Below are 20,762 nucleotides of genomic sequence, written 5' to 3' on the forward strand. Positions count from 1 at the left end.
TCAATCCTCCGGACCGGCCTGCGGGCGATGGCCTTGGGCGGCCGTGGGTCAGTCCTTTGGGCCGATCATCAGCTCCGGCCGGACCACGCGGTCGAAGGTCTCCTCGTCGACGAGGCCCAGGGCGATGGCCTCTTCCTTCAGCGTCGTGCCGTTCTTGTGGGCGGTCTTGGCGACCTTGGTGGCGTTGTCATAGCCGATGGTGGGGGCCAGCGCCGTGACGAGCATCAGCGATTCCTTCATCAGCTTGTCGATCCGCTCCACATTCGCCTGAGTGCCGACGACCATGTTGTCGGTGAAGCTGCCGGCCGCATCGCCCAGAAGCTGCATCGATTGGAGCACGTTATAGCTCATCATCGGGTTGTAGACGTTCAGCTCGAAATGGCCCTGGCTGCCGGCGAAGCCGACGGCGGCGTCGTTGCCCATGACATGGGCGCAGACCATCGTCAGCGCTTCCGCCTGGGTCGGGTTGACCTTGCCGGGCATGATCGAGGAACCGGGCTCGTTCTCCGGCAGGATCAGCTCGCCCAGGCCGGAGCGGGGGCCGGAGCCCAGCAGGCGCATGTCGTTGGCGATCTTGAAGAGGCTCGCGGCGACGGTCTTGAGAGCGCCGGAAAACATCACCATGGCGTCATGGGCGGCGAGCGACTCGAACTTGTTGGGCGCGGTGACGAAGGGCAGGCCGGTGATCGAAGCGATCTCGGCGGCGACCTTCTCGGCGAAGCCCTTGCGGGTGTTCAGCCCCGTGCCCACCGCCGTGCCGCCCTGGGCCAGCTCGTAGATGTCCGGCAGGCAAGCCTCGACCCGCTCGATTCCCTTGGCGACCTGATGGGCGTAGCCGCCGAACTCCTGGCCAAGCGTGAGCGGCGTCGCGTCCTGGGTGTGGGTGCGGCCGATCTTGATGATGTCCTTGAATTCCTCGGATTTCACCTCCAGCGCGGCGTGGAGCTTGCGCAGGCCGGGCAGCAGCGTGTCGCGGGCCATCATGCCGATGGCGACATGCATCGCGGTGGGGAAGGTGTCGTTGGACGACTGGCCCATGTTGCAATGGTCGTTGGGGTGCACCGGGTCCTTGGAGCCGATGGTGCCGCCCATGATCTCGATCGCGCGGTTGGCGATGACCTCGTTGGCGTTCATGTTCGACTGCGTGCCCGAGCCGGTCTGCCAGACGACGAGGGGGAAGTTGTCGTCGAACTTACCGTCGATGACCTCTTGCGCGGCCTGCTGAATGGCCTTTGCGCGGTCCGCGTCCAGATCGCCGAAGTCTTCGTTGACGATGGCCGCCGCCTTCTTGATCGCGCCCAGGGCGCGGATGATGGCGACCGGCTGACGCTCCCACCCGATGGGGAAGTTCATGATCGAGCGCTGCGTCTGCGCGCCCCAATACTTGTCGGAGGGGACCTCCAGCGGTCCGAAGCTGTCGGTTTCGGTGCGGGTGCTCATGGGGCGCTCCTGGTCTGTCCGGGACCGGGTTTAGCCCAGGGGTCAGGGGGCGTCCACGGGCGGTGGCGCTAACGGATGGGCCTTTCGCGGACATAGCCGGAGGGCGCGCAGCCGGGCCGGTGCGCGACGTGAGAGGCGGGGGGCGTGGCGCCGTGGGCGGCTATTTGCGGAACTTGTCGAGGCTGACGACTTCGGCCTCGTGGCGCGGCCGGGGCTCTTCCTCGGGTTCGTCGGAGAGGTCGGCGAAGGGCGCCTCCTCGTCCATGTCGTCCATCTCGTCGTCGCGGTCCGCGTCCTGTTCCTCGAAGCGGAGGCCGAACTCGACCGAGGGGTCGACGAAGGTGCGGAGCGCGCGCAGCGGCACGACCAGGGTCTCGGGGCTGTCGCCGAAATTCAGCGTGACCGAGAACCGGTCGTCCTCGACTTCCAGCCCGTCGAACCAGTGCTGGAGCACAATGGTCATGTCCTCGGGATAGCGGTCGCGCAGCCAGTCGGCGATCTCGACCCCGGGATGGCGGGTGTCGAAGGAGATGAAGAAGTGATGTTCGCCGGGCAGCCCCTCGGCCGCGACCCGACGCAGGAGATCCGCGATCAGCCCGCGCATCGCGTCATGCATCCTCGCGCCGTAGTCGATGCTTTGCCAGTCCGCCATGGTCAGCCCCCGAAGTGCCGTCATCCAAGATAGAACAGAGGCGCGGGGAGGGGACAAGGCCCCGCGCCGCGCCGGGACGGAAATCCCGTCCGGGCCAGAAGGTGGCGGTGGGGCGCATCCTTACTGGTGCGCACGCCATGGCGGATCGCCGAATCGCGCCGAAGCGGAGGGCGCGGGGCCGCGCGGCTGGGCGATGGAAATGGGGAAGGAAGTGCAGGCTTCTGTTGCCAGGTGCCTGCGAACCCCGCCTTACACTGCTAGGCGCAAGGACTTAAGTTTCGGTAGATCCGACTGCTTACGCAGCCATCGCCACCGGAGCACGGTTGTCGTTGGCAACTGTACGTTTCGGACCGATAACGGTGGTACCTCACCGAGCGAAAGCTGGCCTCTTTAGACGTTCGTCGATCCTATTTCGGCCCCAAATGTCCCCAACGAGGATCTTGGTGGAGCCGCCGGGTACCGCCCCCGGGTCCGAGCCGCTTATTACAGGTGCGTTTATCGCCATAGTCCCCGAGGGGACACCCGTTAGGTAGGGGAGCGCGTCCCGGGGATCAAGGGTCAGGCCAACCAGAGATTGCCGAGAACCAGCATCAGGCCGACCACGATCTCGGTGCCGAAGAAGGTCCATTTGCGCGCGGTCGTGCCGTCCATCAGCAGCGAGGTGACGCGGCCCAGCGCGCCGCCCAACCAGACGAAGCCCAGCATCGCGTAGGATATGGGCGAGGCGAGGAACAGCGTCGCCAGCCCCGCCACCACGAAGAGCGCCCCGGACGCGGCCCGGATCTCTGAATAGCCCATGGTGCTGCCGGTATCGGCGAGGCCGACCTTTTCCATCGTCCAGGCCGGGGCCAGCCATCCGGCCGTGCCGAAGCCGATCGTGACGATCGCGAGAAGCATGTTGATCAGGTCCATCCGTCTCTCCGCAAATAGGGGGCCGCGCGGGCGGCTTGCTTTGGCTATGCAACACGGAGGGGCGGGGGGTGGGTTCCCCGCCGGGGCTCAGACGCGGCGGGCGCTCCGAATCTCTCGAAGGCGTCCAAGCCCGGCGCGCAGCCCGTCCTCCGCCCAATGGCGTGCATCGCGCAGGACCGCCCGCAGTGCGGGTTCGGTTGTCGGGCCGCCGTCATCGACGACATAGACCGGCGGGGCATCGCCGGTGGCCGGCGGCTCCGCAAGCTCGCTGCGATAGAGCGCGCCGTAATGCGCATAGGCCGCCGGGGCCAAGGCGTGCAGCCGCGCCTGCGTCGGGTCCAGCCCGGCAGGGCCGTTTTGCGCGAGGGCGGCCGCGATGCGGGGTTTGGGGCCGTGGAAATGGACGATCCCAGTCTCGGGCCCGACGCCCCAATAGGGCTTCCAGTTCATCTCCAGCGGCAGCGGATCCGTCCGGCCGCGAAAGAAGGCGTTGAAGCTGGCCTGGTCGTGGGTGGGCCAGGTGAAATCGCCCGCGAGCCGCGCTCGGATGGCGGCGCGAAAGGCGTCATCCACCCCGCGCAGCCCGTCGAGGTTCATCAGCATCACACCGGAATTGAAATGACTGCGCGCGGCCCGCCACCGCTCGGGCGCCACGGCCAGCAGGCGCGGGCGCGCGAGACGCGGCGGGAGCGGGCGGAAGAGCACATCGATATCGGTGTAGAGGACGACCGCGTCCTCGGTCTCGATCCGGGGGATGTCCAGCCGCAGCCAATGGCCCGCGAAGGTCTCGTAATCGGCGCCATAAGCACGGCGCAGCTCGGGCTCTAAAGACGGCATGTGGCGGATCACCGTCACGCCCATCTCCCGCAGTTTGTCCAGCGCGGGCCGCGTGCGGCCGACATAGAGGCAATGGGGCAGCAGGTCGGTGTGCCGCAGGCAGGAGTGGATCGCCGCCCGCAGCAGCCGGAAATTATCCCCGCCCAGCGCGCCGTCGTTGGCGCAGAAATACCATTTGCGCAGGCGGGTCTGCGCGGCCGGAGCCTCCGGCCGCGCAAGGGTCATCAAAAGCCGGCCTTGATGCGCTCGAAGGTCTCGTTCTGCTTTTCCCGCAGAGCCGCGTCCATCGGCAGCTGCGCCAGCACCGGCGCGTCGATCTGGCCCAGGCCGGCGGCGACCAGCGCCTCTTCGCCCTGGCTGGCCATCGCCGCCTGGTTCGACTGGCCGTAGCCCGCCTCAAGCAGCGGCACGGTCGCGGAGGGGGCGAGCATCGCGTTGACGTAGTCGTAGGCCAGCTGCTCCTCGCCCTCGCCCTCGCGCATGTTCACATAGCCGCAGAGCCACAGCGACGAGCCTTCGGCCGCCTCGCGCTGGAAGCCGATCGGGAAGCCTTCCTCGACCATGGTGGGCAGCGTCTCGTTCCACGCCCAGCTCACTAGCACCTCGCCGGAGGCCAGCAGCTGCGACAGCTCGGCCGGATCGGTCCAGTAGGTGCGCAGGTTCGGGTGCACCTCCCGCAGCCAGGCCGAGGCGGCCTCGAACTGCGCGTCGGTGGCCGCGGACCAGTCGGTCGTGCCGGTTGCGAGATAGGCCAGCGCATAAGCGTCGTCGACATTGTCCGGCAGCGCCATGCGGCCCGCATATTTGGGGTTGGTGAAGACGTTCAGGGTGGCGACGTCCTCGGCCGGGACGTCCTCGGCATTGTAGGCGATCGCGGTGGAGCCGTAATCGACCGGCAGGAAGAACACGTCCTCGTTTGTGTCGACCTCGGTGCCGGTCAGGTCGGTGCTGAGGTTGGCCCATTCGGGGATCAGAGACAGATCCCAGGGCTCGACGATGCCCGAATCGACGAACTTGTTGACCGACCCGGCGCAGATATGGGTCACGTCGGCGCGGAAGCCGGAGGACAGCTTTTGAAACGCCTCGTCTTCGTCGCCGAAGAAGGCGAAGCTGGGGCTCTCACCGTGCTTTTCGACATACTCGGCATGGAAGGCGGGATCCTCGAAGCCCGCATAGTCGAAGACGGTCATCTGCGCGGCGGCGGGCAGGGCGATCAGGGTCGCGGCCCCGCCCAGCAGGGTGGCTTTCAGGGTCATCGGTCTCTCCCGTGTTGGACCTTGTTTTGCCGCGCAATCTAGGGCTGACGCGGAGGCGCCGCAATGGGCGCTCAGCGCCGTTCGCGCCGGACCTGTCCGCGGTGGAAAAGCGCGACCATCTGTGCCTCCAACTCGGTCAGAATATGGCACGCCTCGCCCGCATCTCGGGCGCGCACGGCATTTGCGAGTCGGCGGTAGAGCGCGGCGATTTCCGTGCGGTCGCGGTCGGGGAAGGTGATCATGTTCATCAGCGGCTGCATCGCCTCGACGGCCCCTGCAAGCTGATAGGAGAGAACCGGGTTATGCGCGGCATCGACGAAGGCCCGATGAAAGGCCACGTCGGCCGCGCAGAAAGCCACGTCGTCGCAAGGCTGCGTGAGACGGGTCAGGGCGTCGCGCATCGCGGTCAGATCGGCGGGGACATGGTTGGCGCAGGCGAGATCGGCGCAGGCCCGCTCCAGCGCGAAGCGCGCCTCGGCGGCGGTCTCGAAATCGACGGCGTTCATCGACAGCAGCAGGGTCGAGGTGGCGACATGGCTCTCGATGGCGGCCTCGAAGGTGAGCCGATTGACGAAGGCGCCGCCCGTGTTGCCCCGCTTGGTGCGGATCAGGTTGCGGGCGGCGAGCCGCTTCAGCGCCTCCCGCACGGTCGCGCGGGAACAGTCGAATTGCGCCGCCAACTCCGCTTCCGAGGGCAGCCGGTCATCGGCCACGAGATCGCCCGACGCGATACGGGCCGCGATCTGCTCGGAGATGTCCGTGGAGAGGGGCGTGGAGGGCATCAGTTTTCTATTGTCAGACAATTTAAGGTCTGACATTCGGATACGCGAGAGTGTCACGTCGCACAAGGCCGGGGAGGGCTCGATGCGTCATCTGTCCCGCATGACCGCGCCGCATTGGCTGGCGCTCTATGCCGGGCTGCTGGCGGCCTGGGCGCTGGTCTGGTCGATGTCGGCCCCTGGCACCTTCGCGAGCGCCCTGCGCGACCTCTGTCTCACCCCCGCCGGAGAGGCGACGGCGTTTGGTCTGCTGGCGATGTGGCTGATCATGTCAGCGGCGATGATGCTGCCGACGGCGCTCCCGGCCTTCGCTACCCATGACGAGATCGCGACGGCGCAGGGTTTGCGCGGCGGCGGCGCGCTTGTCGGGGGCTATATCACTGTCTGGGTGGGGTTTTCGGCGATGGCCGCCCTCGTGCAGATGGCGGTGGGCGACCGCGTTGACGCGCCATGGCTGGCGCCGCTCCTGCTGATCTTGGCTGCGGCCTATCAAATCTCGCCCCTGAAAGAGGCGTGCCTCAGCAAGTGCCGCCAACCGCTTACCTTCTTCATGCAGCACTGGGATGCGGGCCCCTGGCGCATGGGGCTGCGCCTGGGCGCGGTCTGCCTGGGTTGCTGCTGGGCGCTGATGGCGCTGGGGCTCATCGGCGGCGCGATGAGCCTGGGCTTCATGGCGCTGGCCACCGTATTGATGACGCTGGAAAAACTGACTACGGGACGCGCTGTCCCGGTCGCAATCGCGCTCGGCTGCCTGGGCGGCGCGGGCTTTCTGATCGGAGGATGGATATGAGTGTGAAGATCGCGGCGCCTGTGGTGTCGAGCCGGATGCAGCCCAGGACGGGCGGTGCGCAGACGCCCTGGGCGATCAAGGGCGAACTGATCCTGAACTGCAACTGCACCGTGTTCTGCCCCTGCGTCGTGTCCCTGGGCAAGCACGCCCCGACCGAGGGCTATTGCCAGGCCTGGTCCGGCATCCGCATCGACGAGGGGCATTACGGCGACGCGGACCTCTCCGGTCTCAATGTCGGGCTGCTGCTGGAAATCCCGGGGCTGATGGCGCGGGGTAACTGGAAGGCCGCGGCCTTTATCGACGATCGCGCGAGCCAAGCGGCCTATCTCGGCCTGATCGAGATTTTCTCCGGCCGGGCAAAGGGAACCACCGGGTTGTTCAAGTTGCTTGTCAGCGAGTTCCTGGGGGCCGAGCGCGCGACGATCAGCTATGAGACCGAAGGCAAGACCCGGCGGCTGATGGTGGGCAAGAAGATCCAGGGCGAGGTCGTGCCGGTGAAGGGCAAGGACCGGGAGCGCGACATCGTCGCCACCAATACCGAGTATTGGATGGGCGCGGACATCACCGTCGCCACCGCCACCAAGGGCCGGGTACGCGCCTTTGGCCGGGTGTGGGATTTCGATGGCCGCTCGGCCGAGATCTGCCAGATCGACTGGTCGGGTCCCGAGGTGCCGCGGTGATCGGTGCCGATTGGGTTCGGATGATGGCGCGCTACGCGGCCTGGCAGAACGCGTCCTACGCGGCGTTGACCGCCGACCTCTCCGAAGCCGATTGGTGGGCCGATCGCGGGGCCTTCTTCAAGTCGTTGGGGGTCACCGCAAACCATATCCTGTGGGCCGACAAGATCTGGCTGTCGCGCCTGGGCGGCGGACAGGCGCCGGCGGCGAGCGGGGTGGGCCTGGACATCGCGGCGACGCGCGCCGACTGGGCGGCGCAGCGGGCCAAGGCGGACGCGGATCTGTCCCGCTGGGCGGCTGGGCTGCGGGATGCGGATCTTCGAGGCGACCTGGAATGGGTCTCGGTCCTCGCGGGGGACATGCGCGCGCCGCTGGCAGAGGTCGTCACACATTTGTTCAACCACGCGACCCATCATCGCGGGCAGATGCACGCCATGCTTACCGCCATGGGGCGCGAGACCCCGGTCACCGACATTCCTTTCATGCCGGCCGCCACATGACCGAACTCGCCCGGTCCAACCGGGTCCGCCGGACGTGGTGGACCGATGCCACCGATGCGGCCGGGTGCAAGGCCTATACGGTGTATAACCGCATGATGTTGCCTGCCTCTTTCGGCGGCCCCGCCATCGATTGCGCGCATCTCAAGCGCGCGGTCCAGGTCTGGGACGTCGCCTGCGAGCGGCAGGTGGAGATCGGTGGACCCCATGCGGATCAGGTCATGCAGCGCCTCACGCCCCGCGATCTGGACGGCCTCGCCGCGGATCGCTGCGCCTATGTTCCGATCTGCAACCGCAATGGCGGGATGCTCAACGACCCGGTCGCGCTGCGCCCCCGTCCCGGCGTCTGGTGGGTCAGCCTCGCCGATGGAGAGCTGCGGCTCTGGATCGAGGGGATGGTCGAGGCGGGGGGCTATGACGCCTATGTGCGCGAGGTCGATTGCCAGCCCTTGGCCGTGCAGGGTCCGAAATCCGACGACCTCGCGGCGCGGGTTTTCGGCGAAGAGGTGCGGAGCATCCGGTTCTTCCGGTTTAAAAGGCTGCCGTTTCAGGATACAGAGTTGATCGTCAGCCGGACCGGCTATTCCAAGCAGGGCGGCTTTGAGATCTATGTCGAAGAGCAGCGCCATGCGATGCCGCTCTGGGAGGCGCTCTTCGAGGCGGGGCGGGATCTGGACGTCCGCGCCGGTTGCCCCAACCTGATCGAGCGGATCGAGGGCGGCATGCTCTCCTACGGCAACGACATCACCGATGCGGACACGCCCTTCGAGGTCGGGCTCGAAAAGTACGTGCAGCGGTTTGACTGCATCGGGGGCGCGGCGCTCAAGCGGCATGTCTCCACCCGGCGGCTGATGGCCCTGGAGATGGAAAAGCCCGTGCCCGCCTGCGAGCGGCTCTGGCCGGTCAAGGTGGGCGACCGTCAGATCGGGGTCGTGAGCTCCGCGGCGGAGTCGATCGAGTTCGGCTGCGGCGTGGCGATCGGGATGATCGGGCGGAAATGGACGGCCGGACAAGAGGTCGTGATCGAGACGCAGGACGGACCCAAGCGCGGTCGGCTGCGAGAGAAATTCTGGCGATAGCAGGAGGATACGCGATGACGTTCAAAGCTTTGGTGGTCGAGAAGACCGAGGATGGGACCAGCGCGTCGGTCCAGGACATGGAGTTGGACCGCCTGCCCGAGGCCGAGGTGACCGTCGCGGTCGAATACTCGACCGTCAACTACAAGGACGGGCTGTGCATCGGGCCGGGCGGTGGCCTCGTTCGCAAATACCCGCATATCCCCGGAATCGACTTTAGCGGCACCGTGGAAGCCTCTGACGATCCACGCTATTCGCCCGGAGACAAGGTCGTTCTGACCGGCTGGCGCGTGGGCGAGGCGCATTGGGGCGGCTACAGCCAGAAGGCGCGTGTGCGGGCCGACTGGCTGGTGCCGTTGCCCGAGGGTCTGACGACGCGGCAGGCGATGGCGGTGGGCACGGCGGGCTTTACCTCCATGCTGGCGGTGCAGGCCCTGGAGGATCATGGCTTCAAGGCCGGGCCGGTGCTGGTGACGGGCGCGGCGGGCGGTGTCGGCTCGGTCGCGGTGGCGTTGTTGGCGGCCATGGGCAAACAGGTCGCCGCGGTCACCGGCCGCCCGGAGCAGGAGGCGTATTTGCGCGACCTGGGCGCGACGCAGATCGTGCCGCGCGCCGAATTGGCGGAGACGGTCAAGCGCCCGCTCGAATCCGAGACCTGGGGCGGCTGCGTCGACGCGGTGGGCGGCGCGATGCTGGCCCGTGTGCTGGGGCAGATGGAATACGGCGCCTCGGTCGCCGCGGTTGGCCTTGCCGGTGGCGCGGCGCTGCCCGCGACGGTGATTCCCTTCCTGCTGCGCGGCGTGAACCTGTTGGGCATCGACTCGGTCATGCAGCCTTACGAGAATCGGGTGCGCGCCTGGGCCCGTATCGCGGAGCTTTTGCCCATGGAGAAGCTGGAAGAGATGGTTGTCCCGGCGACCCTGGAGGACCTGCCACGGTTGGGCGCGGACATCCTCAAAGGCCAGGTGCGCGGCCGTGTCGTGGTCGATCTGAACGCCTGACCGACCCCCTGATCCGGCCCCGGGGTCGCGGGCTGGGGCATTCCATGTTAGCCTCTACCTCCGGGGCCGTCCTCTGGCGGGCCTGGAAGCGGACGCGCAACCAAGGAGCCCCCATGTTCAAACGGATCATGATTCCAGTCGATCTCGCCCATCTGAAAACGCTTGAAAAAGCGTTGAAGGCGGGTGCCGTGATGGCGCGGTCGGAGGGCGCGCCGGTCACTTACGTATCGGTCACGAGCGACGCGCCCGGGAGCTTGGCTCACACCCCCCAAGAGTTCGAGAAGAAGCTCAACGCCTTCGCGTCGGAGCAGGCTGCGGCGCATGGAATCACGGCCGATGCCAAGATGATCGTCGCCAATGATCCGGCCGTCGATCTCGACGGGAAGCTGATGCGGGCCGCCGACGAGATGGGCGCAGACCTGATCGTCATGGCATCGCATGTGCCCGGACTGAGCGACTACATCTGGCCCTCCAATGGGGGCACGCTCGCCGGACATTCGAAGGCCTCCGTCTTCGTCGTCCGCGACCAGGGCTGAGCCACCACTCAGGCGGCAGACCCAAGAGAAGAGGTACTCAATGACAGATTCACCATCGGATCAGGCGATCCCGGAGCCAGAAGGCACGGTCGACCTGATCGAGACCGATTATGAAATCGGTCAAGACAACATCGAACCCCAGGTCGGATTCTTCAAGCTGGACATCCACAACCCGGTCTTCATCATTTCGGCCGTTCTGGTCGTGGCTTTCGTGCTGCTGGCACTGATTGCCCCCGACTGGTCGAAAGAGACTTTCCTGGCGACGCGGAATTGGGTCAAGAGCCAGTTCGATTGGTTCTTCCTTCTTTCCGCGAACATTTTCGTGATCTTCGCGCTGCTGCTCATCGTCACGCCTTGGGGCTCGGTGCGGCTGGGCGGCTCCGAGGCGGTGCCGGACTACAGCTACCCGGCTTGGTTCGCGATGCTCTTCGCGGCGGGCATGGGCATCGGCCTGATGTTCTTCGGCGTGCTGGAGCCGGTCTACTATTTCGGCTCTCCCTGGGGGGATAATCCGCTGGGCGGTCCCTTGGGCGTGGTCGATGGCGAGGTGCAGGATGCGGCCTCGGTCGAGGCCGCCCGGTCCATGGCGATGGCCGCAACGATCTTCCACTGGGGCCTGCACCCCTGGGCGATCTACGCGATCGTCGCGCTGGCGCTGGCGCTTTTCGCCTACAACAAGGGCCTTCCGCTGACCCTGCGCTCTGCCTTCTACCCGCTCCTGGGCGAGCGTGTCTGGGGCTTCTGGGGCAACGCCATCGACACGATCGCGGCGTTCGCGACCTTGTTCGGCCTCGCGACCTCGCTCGGCATCGGCGCGACGCAGGTGGCGTCGGGCCTCACCGAGGTGTTCGGATCGGGCGTGGCCGAAGAGGGCACGCGCAACTTCGCGGGCTTCCTCTGGGGCAATGCCGAAGCGGAGAACGACAGTTCCTGGCTGCTGGTTCTCATCATCGCCGGCATCACCGCCGTGGCGCTGATCTCGGTCGTGCGCGGTCTCGACGGGGGCGTGAAGGTCCTGTCGGAGGTCAACATGGTGCTCGCGGCGCTGTTGCTGGTCTTCGTCTTCCTGGTCGGGCCGACTGGCGCGATCCTCGGCGATTTCTTCGGCGGCCTGGCCGCTTACGCCGCCAATATCGTGCCGCTGTCGAACCCGTTCGGGCGCGAGGATACCGGCTTCCTTCACGGGTGGACGACGTTCTACTGGGCCTGGTGGATCAGCTGGTCGCCCTTCGTCGGCATGTTCATCGCCCGCGTCTCGCGCGGCCGCACCGTGCGGGAATTCGTGGTCTGCGTGCTGCTGATCCCGTCGCTGGTCTGCGTCTTCTGGATGGCGACCTTCGGTGGCACGGCGATCAGCCAGGTCGTCAGCGGTCCGGCCGAGTCGAGCGTGTTCCAAAACGTGATTGCCAGCTACAAGCCGGAGATCGCTCTGTTCGCCATGCTGGGCGAGCTGCCGCTGGCGGCGATCACCTCGACGCTGGCCATCGTGCTGGTCATCGTGTTCTTCGTGACCTCGTCGGACTCGGGCTCGCTGGTGATCGACACGATCACCGCGGGGGGCAAGGTCGACGCGCCGGTCGTCCAGCGTGTCTTCTGGTGCATCTTCGAGGGCGCGGTTGCGGCGGTGCTGCTGCTGGGCGCGGCCGGCACGGCGGGTCTCGAGAGCCTTCAGGCCATGGTCATCTCGACCGGTCTGCTGTTCTGCGCGGTGCTTCTGGTGATGTGCGTCGCGATCTTCATGGGACTGCGGACCGAGCGACACGCGGTCAAGGAAACCGTCGCCGCCGAGTGACGGGAGCGGGGGCCTTCGGGCCCCCGTTTGCCTTCCGGGCTGCGGCCCTAGATCGGGCCTATGGCACCGATACTCTACTGGATCCGCCGCGACCTGCGGCTGAGCGATAATCCCGCGCTGACCTGGGCTAAGGCACAGGGACGGCCGATTATTCCCGTCTTTCTGCTCGACCAGGTGGTCGAGGGCTGGGGCGCCGCTCCGCGCTGGCGTCTCGGGCTGGGGCTTGAGGCCCATGCCGCCGCCCTGGAGGCGGTCGAATCGCGGCTGACCCTGCGGCGTGGACCCGCCCTGGACACCCTGCGCGGCTTGGTCGCCGAGACGGGCGCGGATACGGTCGTCTGGAACCGGCTCTACACCGCCGATGAGCGGGCGCGCGACACCGAGGTCAAGGAGGCCCTCCGGGGCGATGGCCTGACGGCGCGGAGCTTCAACGGCCATGTTCTGTTCGAGCCCTGGACCGTGGAGACCGGCTCGGGCGGCTTCTACAGGGTCTACACGCCGTTCTGGAAGAATGTGCGCGACCGTGACCCGGGCGAGACGCTGGCCGCGCCCGCGACCATCCCCGCGCCGGAGGCTTGGCCCGAGACCGATGCGCTGGACGACTGGGATTTGGGCCGCGCCATGCGACGGGGCGCGGATGTGGTCGCGCAGCATGTCCATGTCGGCGAGAGCTCGGCGCAAGCGCGCCTGGGCGCCTTCATCGCCCATAAGATCGACGGCTACGACATCGCCCGCGACATGCTGGCCGAGGACGGCACCAGCGGCCTCTCCGAGAACCTGACCTATGGCGAGATCAGCGCCCGCACCTGCTGGCATGCGGGTCAGCGGGCGATGGCGGAGGGCAAGGCCGGGGCGGAGACCTTTTTGAAGGAGGTCGTCTGGCGCGATTTCGCCCATCACCTCGCCTATCACACGCCCCATCTGACCTCGGGCAATTGGCGTCCGGAATGGGACGCCTTCCCCTGGCGCGGCGACAATGCCCAGGCCGAGGCCTGGCGTCGCGGGCGCACCGGGATCGAGGTGGTCGATGCCGGAATGCGCGAGATGTATGTGACCGGGCGGATGCATAACCGGGCGCGGATGCTGGTCGCCTCCTACCTGACCAAGCATCTGATGACCCATTGGCGCGTCGGCTGCGACTGGTTTGCCGATTGCCTGATCGACTGGGATCCGGCCTCGAACGCGATGGGCTGGCAATGGGCGGCCGGCTCGGGCCCTGATGCGGCGCCTTTCTTCCGCATCTTCAACCCCGAGACCCAGGGCGAGAAGTTCGACCCCAAGGGTCGCTATCGCCGCCGCTGGGTCGCGGAATTGCCCGGCCCGGAGAACGCCGACGCGTTGGCCTTCTACGACGCCATCCCGCGCAGCTGGGACATGGGGCCGGGTGACGCCTACCCTACGGCCCCGATCGTCGGGCTGTCGGAGGGGCGGCAGCGCGCGCTTGACGCATATGCGCAGCGCGACGCGACGGAGTGAGACCCCGCAACTTGCGGGCGAGGGGATTGAATGCTTTCGTCATTCAGGACGCCAGGGGGAAGCCATGACCGTAATCACATCTCTGGAGGGGCAGACAAAACTACCCCGTTATTTCGCATCCTGTTGGGAGATGCTGGAGCGCACCAAGAGCGGGCGCATGGATATCGTTCTGCCGGACGGCCGGCGCTTTCGGCATGAAGGCGGAGAGCCGGGGCCTGTGGGGGAGATCGTCGTCCATGACGAGACCGTGTTCGCCCGCCTCGTCCGCGAGGGCGATCTGGGCTTCACCGATGCCTATCTCGAAGGCCAGTGGTCCACCCCGGACCTGATGGCGCTCTATGACCTCATCAACAAGGAGGGGGACAGCCTGATCCAGCAGCAGAAGGGGCTGGCCCTGCTGCGCGCCTATGAAAAGCTCCGCTTCTGGATGCAGCGCAACACCAAGGGGCAGGCGAAGAAGAACATCCAGGCCCATTACGATCTTGGAAATTCTTTCTATAGCCTCTGGCTCGACGACACGATGACATATTCGGCCGGGATCTTCGAGACCGGACAAGAATCGCTCGAGGCCGCGCAGATGGCGAAATATGCCAGCATCGTCGACCGGATGGAGGTCTCGCCCGGCGAGCACATCCTGGAGATCGGCTGCGGTTGGGGCGGGTTCGCCGAATATGCCGCCAAGGAGCGGGGCTTGCGCGTCACCTGCCTGACGCTCTCCGAGGAGCAGCGCAATTACGCCGTGGAGCGGATGGCGCGCGAGGGGCTGTCGGACCGCGTCGAGATCAAGCTTCAGGATTACCGCGACGAAACCGGCATCTATGACGGGATCGCCTCCATCGAGATGTTCGAGGCGGTGGGCCAGCGCTACTGGCCGTCCTATTTCGCCACGCTCCGCGACCGGTTGCGACCAGGACGGCAGGCGAGCCTTCAGATCATCACGGTGCCGGACCGCCGCTGGGAGATCTACAGCGGCTCGGTCGACTTCATCCAGAAATACATCTTCCCCGGCGGCTTCCTGGCCGCGCCCTTCCGCCTGACCGAGGAGATCGGGCGCGCGGGGCTGATCGAGGGCTCCTCGATCTCGATCGCCAAGGGGTATTCGCTGACGCTCCGGCGCTGGTTCGACCGTTTTAATGAGCGCTGGGCGGATGTCGCGGCCCAGGGCTTCGATGAGCGGTTCCGGCGGATGTGGAACACCTACCTCACCTCCTGCGCGGGCGCGTTCGAATACGGCAACTGCGACGTCATCCAAATGATCGTGAGGAAACCCGGCTGATGCCCACCCCCGCCAAGCTCATCTCCGCCCTTCTCTTCGCCGCCCTCGCCTGGTGGACGGCCGAGACCATCCGCGTCCACGCGCTGCCCGACGGCATGGTGGTGGGGCGGTTCCGGGAATGGGTGGCTCTGGCGGGGCTCATCATCGGCTGGAGAGTGATTGGCGTGCGCGTCTCGGGGCCGACGAACCGGGGCACCACCGTAACCAAGGCGATCACCGCCGGGATCGGGGGCGCCGTCATCCTCACCATCGGCGGACTAATCCTGAACAGCTTCGTCAAGATGATCTCGATTTCGCTGACCAGCAGATACACCGAGGTCGGGCAGGCGGCCGAGGCCTGGATGGACTTCATGTGGAGCGATGCGATGACCATCGCCAACCCGATGGTTCTGGGCACGATGTTTGGCGGCGCGGCGGTTGTCGGCCTGGTCGGAGGCGTAGCGGGCCGGACCCTTCAGTGAGCCGCCTTTTTCTGTTCGGAACCCTCTGCTGGCCTGATCTGCTTGAAACCGTTGCCGGAGAACCGGTTGCCTGCCGTCCAGCCCGTCTGGACGGTTGGCATGTGGAGCGGGCGGCAGCGGGCGATTGGCCGGTGCTCGTGCCCGGCGGCCGGGCTGAGGGGCTGCTGACCGAACTGCTGAGCGACGCGGCCCGCGCCCGGCTGGACTGGTACGAAGTCGCGTTCGGCTATGTCCCCGAAGCCGTCGAGGTCGAGAGCGACGGCGCGATCCCGGCCCTGGTCTATCGGGAAGTCGGCGGGGGCGGCTCCGGCGAGCCTTGGGATCTGGCGGCCTGGATCAAGCGCCATGGCGCCCGCACCCGCCTCGCCGCCGAGGAGGTGATGCGCGCCCATGGGCGGGTCAGCCCCGAGGCGCTCCAGGCCCGGCGTCCGATGATCCACGCCCGCGCCCACGGGATGCTGATGGCGCAAGCAGACCGCCGCCCCGTGACCGTGGGCGGCCCGCCGCCGGGCCGGATCGAGGTCGCGCGGGTCGATTACCCCTATGAAGGCTTCCTTCGGGTCGAGGAATGGGTGCTGGACCATCCGCATTTCGATGGCAGCCGCTCCGGCCAGATCCATCGCACGCTGACCCATGTCACGAATGCCGCGACGGTCCTGCCCTACGATCCAGTCCGCGACCGCGTCCTTATGGTCGAACAAATTCGCCTGGGCGCCCTGGCCAAGGGCGAGGCCGCGCCCTGGATGCTGGAGCCCATCGCCGGGCTGATCGACGCGGGCGAGACGGCCGCCTCCACCGCGCTGCGCGAGGCGCGGGAGGAGGCGGGGCTGGAACTCGGCCCGGAGGCGCTGCACCCCGTCGCCACTTATTATCCCAGCCCCGGCGGGCTGGCGCAGATCGTCTATTCTTTCGTCGCTCTAGCCGATCTGCCGGAGGGCACGGGCGGGCTTCACGGGCTCGACCACGAGGCCGAGGACATCCGCTCGCATCTCGTCGATCTCGACCACGCGCTGTCGATGATCGCCACGGGCGAGGCGGCGAACGCACCGTTAATCCTGTCGCTGCAATGGATCGCGCTGAACCGGGAGCGGTTGAAGGCGGATTGAGCGAGGTCTACACCCGGGATTGCTCAGATCCGGGAGGCCCGCCATGCATGTCCATTCCAACCTGGCCGAGGCTGTCGGCAACACGCCTCTGATCCGGCTCAACGCCATTTCCGAGGCGACGGGTTGCGAGATCTACGGCAAGGCCGAGTTCATGAACCCCGGGCAGTCGGTCAAGGACCGTGCGGCGCTCTTCATGATCCGCGATGCGGTCGCGCGCGGGGCGTTGCGGCCGGGCGGCACCATCGTGGAGGGCACCGCGGGCAATACCGGCATCGGGCTGACGCTGGTCGGCGCCTCGATGGGGTTCCGCTCGGTCATCGTGATCCCCGAGACCCAATCGGAGGAAAAGAAGGAGATGCTGCGCCTCGCGGGGGCGGAGCTGATCCAGGTGCCCGCCAAGCCCTATCGCGATCCCGACAATTACGTCCGCTATTCGGGCCGCCTTGCCGAAAAGCTGAACGAGGTCGATGAGGCCGGCGCCGTCTGGGCGAACCAGTTCGACAACGTGGCCAACCGCCAGGCCCATATCGAGACCACCGGCCCCGAGATCTGGGAGCAGACCGACGGCAAGGTCGACGGCTTCGTCTGCGCCGTGGGCTCGGGCGGGACGGCGGCGGGGGTGGCGGCCGCGCTCCAGCCCAAGGGCGTGAAATGCGGGATCGTCGATCCGCTGGGCTCCGCGCTCTATAATTTCTACACGCGGGGGGAGTTGGCCTCCGAGGGCGGCTCCATCTCCGAAGGGATCGGGCAGGGGCGCATCACCGCCAACCTCGAAGGCTATGCCCCCGATTTCGTGGCCCAGGCCACCGATGAGGAGGCGCTGCCTCTGATCTTCGACCTGCTCGCCCATGAAGGGCTCTGCATGGGTGGCTCGACGGCGATCAACATGGCCGGCGCGGTCAAGATGGCGCGCGAGATGGGGCCGGGGCACACGATCGTGACGATCCTGTGCGATTACGGCACGCGCTATCAGTCCAAGGTCTGGAACCCGGCCTTCCTGCGCACCAAGAACCTGCCCGTGCCCGCCTGGCTGGACGGGTCCCGCCGTGAGATCCCATCGGTCTTCTTGGGATGATCCGGCTTCTCGCCGCGCTTCTGCTCGTCGTCGCGACGGCTCTGCCGCTCGCCGCGGAGGACGGGGCGATCCCACCGGAATGGACCGGTGTGCAGCAGCGGGCGACGGCGGTGCTCCAGTCGCCCATCGCCTCGGAAGAGGCGCTCAACACGCTGCGCGACACCTTGGACGGCTGGCGCGCCCGGTTCGATGAGGCGCGCGGGGCGAATGCGGGCCGGATCGCCACCCTGCGCGGCGAGATCGAGGCGCTGGGCCCCGTCCCGGTCGAGGGGGAGAGCGAACCGGCCGAGGTCGCGGACCTGCGCGCCGATCTGCGCCGCCGCCTGGACGAGCTTTTGGTTCCGCAGCGCGCCGCCGAGGCCGCCTATAACGCCGCCAACGGGCTGATCGACGAGACCGACGAGCGGATCGAGCAGATGCGGTCCGAGGCGCTCTTCCGCCAGGACGCGCTGCCGATCAACCCGGTTGCCTGGCCGCCCGCGCTCCTGGCGGTCAGCGGCTGGTTTTCCGATCTCTCGGTGCAAGTCACCGCCCCCTTTCTGTCGAAGGGCGGGCGGGCGTCGCTGACCGATGAAGGGTTGCGTATCGGGCTTTTGCTGGTCGTTGCGGCGCTGCTCATCTTGCGCTCCGGGCGCTGGCTGAACGCGGCCCGCGATCGTCTGACGCCGATCGAGGCGACGTCACCGCTGGCGCGCCTGGGCCTTTTGGGCGTGTCGGTCGTGCGCCTGCTCTTGCCGGTGGTGGGGCTGGTCGCCCTGACGCGGAGCCTTGTCGTGGCCGGGGCCGAGGGTCCCCTGATCGACCTGATCGTGATCCTGGTTCCGGTGATGGGCGGCATCGTTCTGGCGGCCAACTGGCTGGGCGGCCAAGCCTTTCCGCCGCGACCCGATACGCCCTCGCTATTGCCCGTGGGCGAGGCCCGGCGGCGCGAGGGGCGCTTGCACGCCCTGACCCTCGGCGTGACTTTTGCCCTTGGGCTCGCCGTGCAGGCGGTCGCCGACACGGATGCGGCGGTGATGGACGCGCGGGGGGTGCTGCACTTCGCGATCACCCTCGTGACCGGTCTTACGCTGCTCCGTCTCGGGCAACTCTTGCTGTCGGAAGGGCGTTCCGCCAGGGACGAGGGCGAAGCCGGGATCTGGGCGCAGGTCCTGAGGATGCTCGGGCGCGCCCTTCTGGTCGTCGGCGTGGTCGGCCCGGCCCTGATCGCCGTGGGCTTCGTCAATCTCGGGACGGCGATAGTCTGGCCCACGGTCCTGTCGCTCGGCCTGCTGGTGCTGATCGGGGTGTTGCAGAACGTCGTTTTCGATTTCTATGCCGCGATCACCCGACGGACGGAGATGGCGCGCGATGCGCTGGCGCCGACGCTGGTGGCCTTCCTGCTGGCGGTCGCCGCGGTCCCGGCCTTTGCGCTCATCTGGGGGGTGCGCTGGCACACCCTGACGGAGTGGTGGCGGACCTTCCTGGACGGCTTCTCGATCGGCGCCTTTACCTTGTCGCCCGCGAACCTGCTGACCTTCGCCGCGGTCTTCGCCCTGGGCTTCCTCGCGACCCGGCTGGTGCGCGGCGTGCTGCGCACCAGCGTGCTGCCCAAGACCAAGCTGGATGTGGGCGGGACCAACGCGATCCTGTCCGGGACCAGCTATATCGGCATCACCGTTGCCGCCCTGTTGGCGGTCACCATGGCGGGGATCGACCTGTCGGGGCTGGCCATCGTCGCGGGCGCGCTCTCGGTCGGCCTGGGCTTCGGCCTGCAGAACATCGTGCAGAACTTCGTCTCGGGGATCATCCTGCTGATCGAACGACCGATCAAGCTGGGTGACTGGGTGGCCGTGGGCGGGATCGAGGGCTTCGTCCGCGAGATCTCGGTTCGCTCCACCCGGATCGAGACATTCGACCGCCAGGACGTGATCGTTCCCAATGCCGACCTGATCGCGGGCGTCGTTACCAACAACACCCTGGGCGACATGTCGGGGCGCGTGCTGATCCCGGTCGGCGTGGCCTACGGCACGGATACGCGCAAGGTCGAGGCCATCCTGCGCGAGATCGTCGAAGCCCATCCGATGGTGATGCTGAATCCCGCGCCGGTCATCACCTTCGAGGGGTTCGGCGCCGACAGTCTCGATTTTCTCTGCCGCGCGGTGCTGCGCGACGTGCTGTGGAAGGTGATCGTCCGGTCCGAGATCAACCATGCCATCGCCGAGCGCTTCGCCGCCGAGGGCATCGAGATCCCGTTCGCCCAGCGGGATGTCTGGCTGCGCAATCCCGAGGCGCTGCGCGGGACGCCGCCGCGCCCCGTCGGAGGCACCCCCGCCCGGCAGGGCGACCCGCAGGAGACGCTGGAGCCCGGCGAGCCCATCGACATCCCGGACCGACCCGACCCGCCAGAGATGGACCATCCATGACCGAGCCCCTCTTTCGCAGCGATGCCTATCTGAAATCCGCCACCGCCGAGATCGTCGCCCGCACCGCCGAGGGCGGGCTGGTGGTGGACCGCTCCATCTTCTACCCGCAGGGCGGGGGCCAGCCGGGCGACAGCGGGAAGCTCGTCTGGGACGGGGGGAGCTGCGAGATCGCCTCGACGGTCAAGGCGGCGGACGGGATCGGCATCGTCCTGGTCCCGGCCCAGCCGGGCGTGATGCCGAGGGAAGGCACGCGGGTCGAGATGCGGCTCGACTGGGAGCGGCGGCATCGTTTTATGCGGATGCACACGGCGCTGCACCTTCTGTCGGTCGTGGTGCCCTTGCCGGTCACCGGCGGACAGATCGGGGCCGAGAAATCCCGTCTCGACTTCCTCATGCCCGAGATCACCCATGAGCGGGAGGTGATCCAGGCCCGGCTCGGCACGCTGATCGCCGAGGATCACGCCGTATCGGAACGCATGATCAGCGAGGAGGCGCTGGACGCCAACCCGGATCTGGTCAAGACGATGTCGGTCAAGCCGCCCCGCGGGGCCGGAATGATCCGCCTGGTGCGCATCGGCGGGGCCAAGACCGTCGATTTGCAGCCCTGTGGCGGCACCCATGTCCGCTCCACCGCCGAGATCGGGCAGGTCCGGGTGGGCAAGCTCGAAAACAAGGGCAAGCAGAACCGCCGCATCTCGATCACGCTGGACGATTGAGC

The 20,762-nt window shown here is 67.3% G+C and carries 20 protein-coding genes and 1 other RNA gene; 14 read left to right on the forward strand and 7 right to left on the reverse strand.

The window, feature by feature from the left end:
- Positions 1–48: 48 nt before the first annotated feature.
- The 7 genes from fumC to DTQ71_RS09695 form a co-directional block, all read right to left on the reverse strand.
- Positions 49–1,440 carry a class II fumarate hydratase gene (gene fumC, locus DTQ71_RS09665; RefSeq protein WP_109564088.1) on the reverse strand — a complete coding sequence of 464 codons (1,392 nt, stop codon included), beginning with the start codon at positions 1,438–1,440 and terminating at the stop codon, positions 49–51.
- A gap of 160 nt (positions 1,441–1,600) precedes the next feature.
- Positions 1,601–2,116, reverse strand: a complete 516-nt coding sequence (locus DTQ71_RS09670; RefSeq protein WP_245947375.1) for an SspB family protein — start codon at positions 2,114–2,116, stop codon at positions 1,601–1,603.
- Between the two features lie 186 nt (positions 2,117–2,302).
- Positions 2,303–2,651: a transfer-messenger RNA gene (ssrA, locus tag DTQ71_RS09675) on the reverse strand.
- Positions 2,651–3,004, reverse strand: coding sequence for a DUF4345 family protein (locus DTQ71_RS09680; protein WP_170125385.1), 354 nt, complete (start codon positions 3,002–3,004; stop codon positions 2,651–2,653). Before DTQ71_RS09680 ends, ssrA begins: the two co-directional genes overlap by 1 nt.
- 87 nt (positions 3,005–3,091) lie before the next feature.
- Positions 3,092–4,066 (reverse strand): glycosyltransferase family protein, encoded by a 975-nt coding sequence (locus DTQ71_RS09685; protein WP_109564089.1) that lies wholly within the window; start codon positions 4,064–4,066, stop codon positions 3,092–3,094.
- Positions 4,066–5,097: an ABC transporter substrate-binding protein gene (locus DTQ71_RS09690; RefSeq protein WP_109564090.1), complete on the reverse strand. Its 1,032-nt coding sequence runs from the start codon at positions 5,095–5,097 to the stop codon at positions 4,066–4,068. The genes DTQ71_RS09685 and DTQ71_RS09690 overlap by 1 nt, the downstream gene beginning before the upstream one ends.
- Positions 5,098–5,168: 71 nt before the next feature.
- Entirely contained in the window at positions 5,169–5,879 is a 711-nt protein-coding gene (locus tag DTQ71_RS09695; RefSeq protein ID WP_109564091.1) for a FadR/GntR family transcriptional regulator, read from the reverse strand.
- Positions 5,880–5,961: 82 nt separating this feature from the next.
- Between DTQ71_RS09695 and DTQ71_RS09700 the strand changes: the two genes are divergently transcribed.
- The 14 genes from DTQ71_RS09700 to DTQ71_RS09760 all read left to right on the forward strand — a co-directional run bounded on the left by DTQ71_RS09700 (position 5,962) and on the right by DTQ71_RS09760 (position 20,760).
- Complete coding sequence (locus DTQ71_RS09700) at positions 5,962–6,666, forward strand: DUF2182 domain-containing protein (RefSeq protein WP_245947376.1); 705 nt, start codon at positions 5,962–5,964, stop codon at positions 6,664–6,666.
- 35 nt (positions 6,667–6,701) lie between these two features.
- Complete coding sequence (locus DTQ71_RS09705) at positions 6,702–7,346, forward strand: DUF1326 domain-containing protein (protein WP_109564190.1); 645 nt, start codon at positions 6,702–6,704, stop codon at positions 7,344–7,346.
- Complete coding sequence (locus tag DTQ71_RS09710; protein ID WP_109564092.1) at positions 7,343–7,843, forward strand: DinB family protein; 501 nt, start codon at positions 7,343–7,345, stop codon at positions 7,841–7,843. Before DTQ71_RS09705 ends, DTQ71_RS09710 begins: the two co-directional genes overlap by 4 nt.
- The gene (locus tag DTQ71_RS09715; RefSeq protein WP_109564093.1) at positions 7,840–8,919 is read left to right on the forward strand and encodes a dimethylsulfoniopropionate demethylase; all 1,080 of its coding nucleotides are present in this window, start codon (positions 7,840–7,842) and stop codon (positions 8,917–8,919) included. The genes DTQ71_RS09710 and DTQ71_RS09715 overlap by 4 nt, the downstream gene beginning before the upstream one ends.
- A 14-nt stretch (positions 8,920–8,933) precedes the next feature.
- Positions 8,934–9,917 (forward strand): acryloyl-CoA reductase, encoded by a 984-nt coding sequence (acuI, locus tag DTQ71_RS09720; RefSeq protein ID WP_109564094.1) that lies wholly within the window; start codon positions 8,934–8,936, stop codon positions 9,915–9,917.
- 113 nt (positions 9,918–10,030) lie between these two features.
- Complete coding sequence (locus DTQ71_RS09725; protein WP_109564095.1) at positions 10,031–10,453, forward strand: universal stress protein; 423 nt, start codon at positions 10,031–10,033, stop codon at positions 10,451–10,453.
- Positions 10,454–10,493: 40 nt separating this feature from the next.
- Positions 10,494–12,245, forward strand: coding sequence for a BCCT family transporter (locus DTQ71_RS09730; RefSeq protein ID WP_109564096.1), 1,752 nt, complete (start codon positions 10,494–10,496; stop codon positions 12,243–12,245).
- Between the two features lie 60 nt (positions 12,246–12,305).
- Complete coding sequence (locus DTQ71_RS09735) at positions 12,306–13,721, forward strand: cryptochrome/photolyase family protein (protein WP_172500050.1); 1,416 nt, start codon at positions 12,306–12,308, stop codon at positions 13,719–13,721.
- 64 nt (positions 13,722–13,785) lie between these two features.
- A complete protein-coding gene (locus tag DTQ71_RS09740) occupies positions 13,786–14,997 on the forward strand; it encodes an SAM-dependent methyltransferase (protein WP_109564098.1) in 1,212 nt (403 codons plus the stop codon).
- On the forward strand, positions 14,997–15,458 hold the full coding sequence (locus tag DTQ71_RS23140; protein WP_146204832.1) for a TrgA family protein: 462 nt from the start codon (positions 14,997–14,999) through the stop codon (positions 15,456–15,458). The genes DTQ71_RS09740 and DTQ71_RS23140 overlap by 1 nt, the downstream gene beginning before the upstream one ends.
- Positions 15,455–16,564: an NUDIX domain-containing protein gene (locus tag DTQ71_RS09745; RefSeq protein ID WP_146204833.1), complete on the forward strand. Its 1,110-nt coding sequence runs from the start codon at positions 15,455–15,457 to the stop codon at positions 16,562–16,564. Before DTQ71_RS23140 ends, DTQ71_RS09745 begins: the two co-directional genes overlap by 4 nt.
- 43 nt (positions 16,565–16,607) lie before the next feature.
- Positions 16,608–17,639, forward strand: coding sequence for a cysteine synthase A (locus tag DTQ71_RS09750; protein ID WP_109564100.1), 1,032 nt, complete (start codon positions 16,608–16,610; stop codon positions 17,637–17,639).
- Positions 17,636–20,044 carry a mechanosensitive ion channel family protein gene (locus tag DTQ71_RS09755; RefSeq protein ID WP_109564101.1) on the forward strand — a complete coding sequence of 803 codons (2,409 nt, stop codon included), beginning with the start codon at positions 17,636–17,638 and terminating at the stop codon, positions 20,042–20,044. The genes DTQ71_RS09750 and DTQ71_RS09755 overlap by 4 nt, the downstream gene beginning before the upstream one ends.
- On the forward strand, positions 20,041–20,760 hold the full coding sequence (locus DTQ71_RS09760) for an alanyl-tRNA editing protein (protein ID WP_109564102.1): 720 nt from the start codon (positions 20,041–20,043) through the stop codon (positions 20,758–20,760). The genes DTQ71_RS09755 and DTQ71_RS09760 overlap by 4 nt, the downstream gene beginning before the upstream one ends.
- Positions 20,761–20,762 lie beyond the last annotated feature (2 nt).

The sequence above is a fragment of the Jannaschia seohaensis genome, from assembly GCF_900116765.1.
Taxonomy (GTDB): Bacteria; Pseudomonadota; Alphaproteobacteria; order Rhodobacterales; family Rhodobacteraceae; genus Jannaschia; species Jannaschia seohaensis.

Excerpts from the sequence above, each read along its gene's own strand:
- DTQ71_RS09750 (WP_109564100.1), top strand. The coding sequence starts at position 16,608 with ATGCATGTCCATTCCAACCTGGCCGAGGCTGTCGGCAACACGCCTCTG.
- DTQ71_RS09690 (WP_109564090.1), bottom strand. The coding sequence starts at position 5,097 with ATGACCCTGAAAGCCACCCTGCTGGGCGGGGCCGCGACCCTGATCGCC.
- DTQ71_RS23140 (WP_146204832.1), top strand. The coding sequence starts at position 14,997 with ATGCCCACCCCCGCCAAGCTCATCTCCGCCCTTCTCTTCGCCGCCCTC.
- DTQ71_RS09700 (WP_245947376.1), top strand. The coding sequence starts at position 5,962 with ATGCGTCATCTGTCCCGCATGACCGCGCCGCATTGGCTGGCGCTCTAT.
- DTQ71_RS09695 (WP_109564091.1), bottom strand. The coding sequence starts at position 5,879 with ATGCCCTCCACGCCCCTCTCCACGGACATCTCCGAGCAGATCGCGGCC.
- DTQ71_RS09760 (WP_109564102.1), top strand. The coding sequence starts at position 20,041 with ATGACCGAGCCCCTCTTTCGCAGCGATGCCTATCTGAAATCCGCCACC.
- DTQ71_RS09715 (WP_109564093.1), top strand. The coding sequence starts at position 7,840 with ATGACCGAACTCGCCCGGTCCAACCGGGTCCGCCGGACGTGGTGGACC.
- DTQ71_RS09730 (WP_109564096.1), top strand. The coding sequence starts at position 10,494 with ATGACAGATTCACCATCGGATCAGGCGATCCCGGAGCCAGAAGGCACG.
- DTQ71_RS09705 (WP_109564190.1), top strand. The coding sequence starts at position 6,702 with ATGCAGCCCAGGACGGGCGGTGCGCAGACGCCCTGGGCGATCAAGGGC.
- DTQ71_RS09685 (WP_109564089.1), bottom strand. The coding sequence starts at position 4,066 with ATGACCCTTGCGCGGCCGGAGGCTCCGGCCGCGCAGACCCGCCTGCGC.
- DTQ71_RS09740 (WP_109564098.1), top strand. The coding sequence starts at position 13,786 with ATGACCGTAATCACATCTCTGGAGGGGCAGACAAAACTACCCCGTTAT.
- DTQ71_RS09755 (WP_109564101.1), top strand. The coding sequence starts at position 17,636 with ATGATCCGGCTTCTCGCCGCGCTTCTGCTCGTCGTCGCGACGGCTCTG.
- acuI (WP_109564094.1), top strand. The coding sequence starts at position 8,934 with ATGACGTTCAAAGCTTTGGTGGTCGAGAAGACCGAGGATGGGACCAGC.
- fumC (WP_109564088.1), bottom strand. The coding sequence starts at position 1,440 with ATGAGCACCCGCACCGAAACCGACAGCTTCGGACCGCTGGAGGTCCCC.
- DTQ71_RS09735 (WP_172500050.1), top strand. The coding sequence starts at position 12,306 with ATGGCACCGATACTCTACTGGATCCGCCGCGACCTGCGGCTGAGCGAT.
- DTQ71_RS09670 (WP_245947375.1), bottom strand. The coding sequence starts at position 2,116 with ATGACGGCACTTCGGGGGCTGACCATGGCGGACTGGCAAAGCATCGAC.
- DTQ71_RS09725 (WP_109564095.1), top strand. The coding sequence starts at position 10,031 with ATGTTCAAACGGATCATGATTCCAGTCGATCTCGCCCATCTGAAAACG.
- DTQ71_RS09680 (WP_170125385.1), bottom strand. The coding sequence starts at position 3,004 with ATGGACCTGATCAACATGCTTCTCGCGATCGTCACGATCGGCTTCGGC.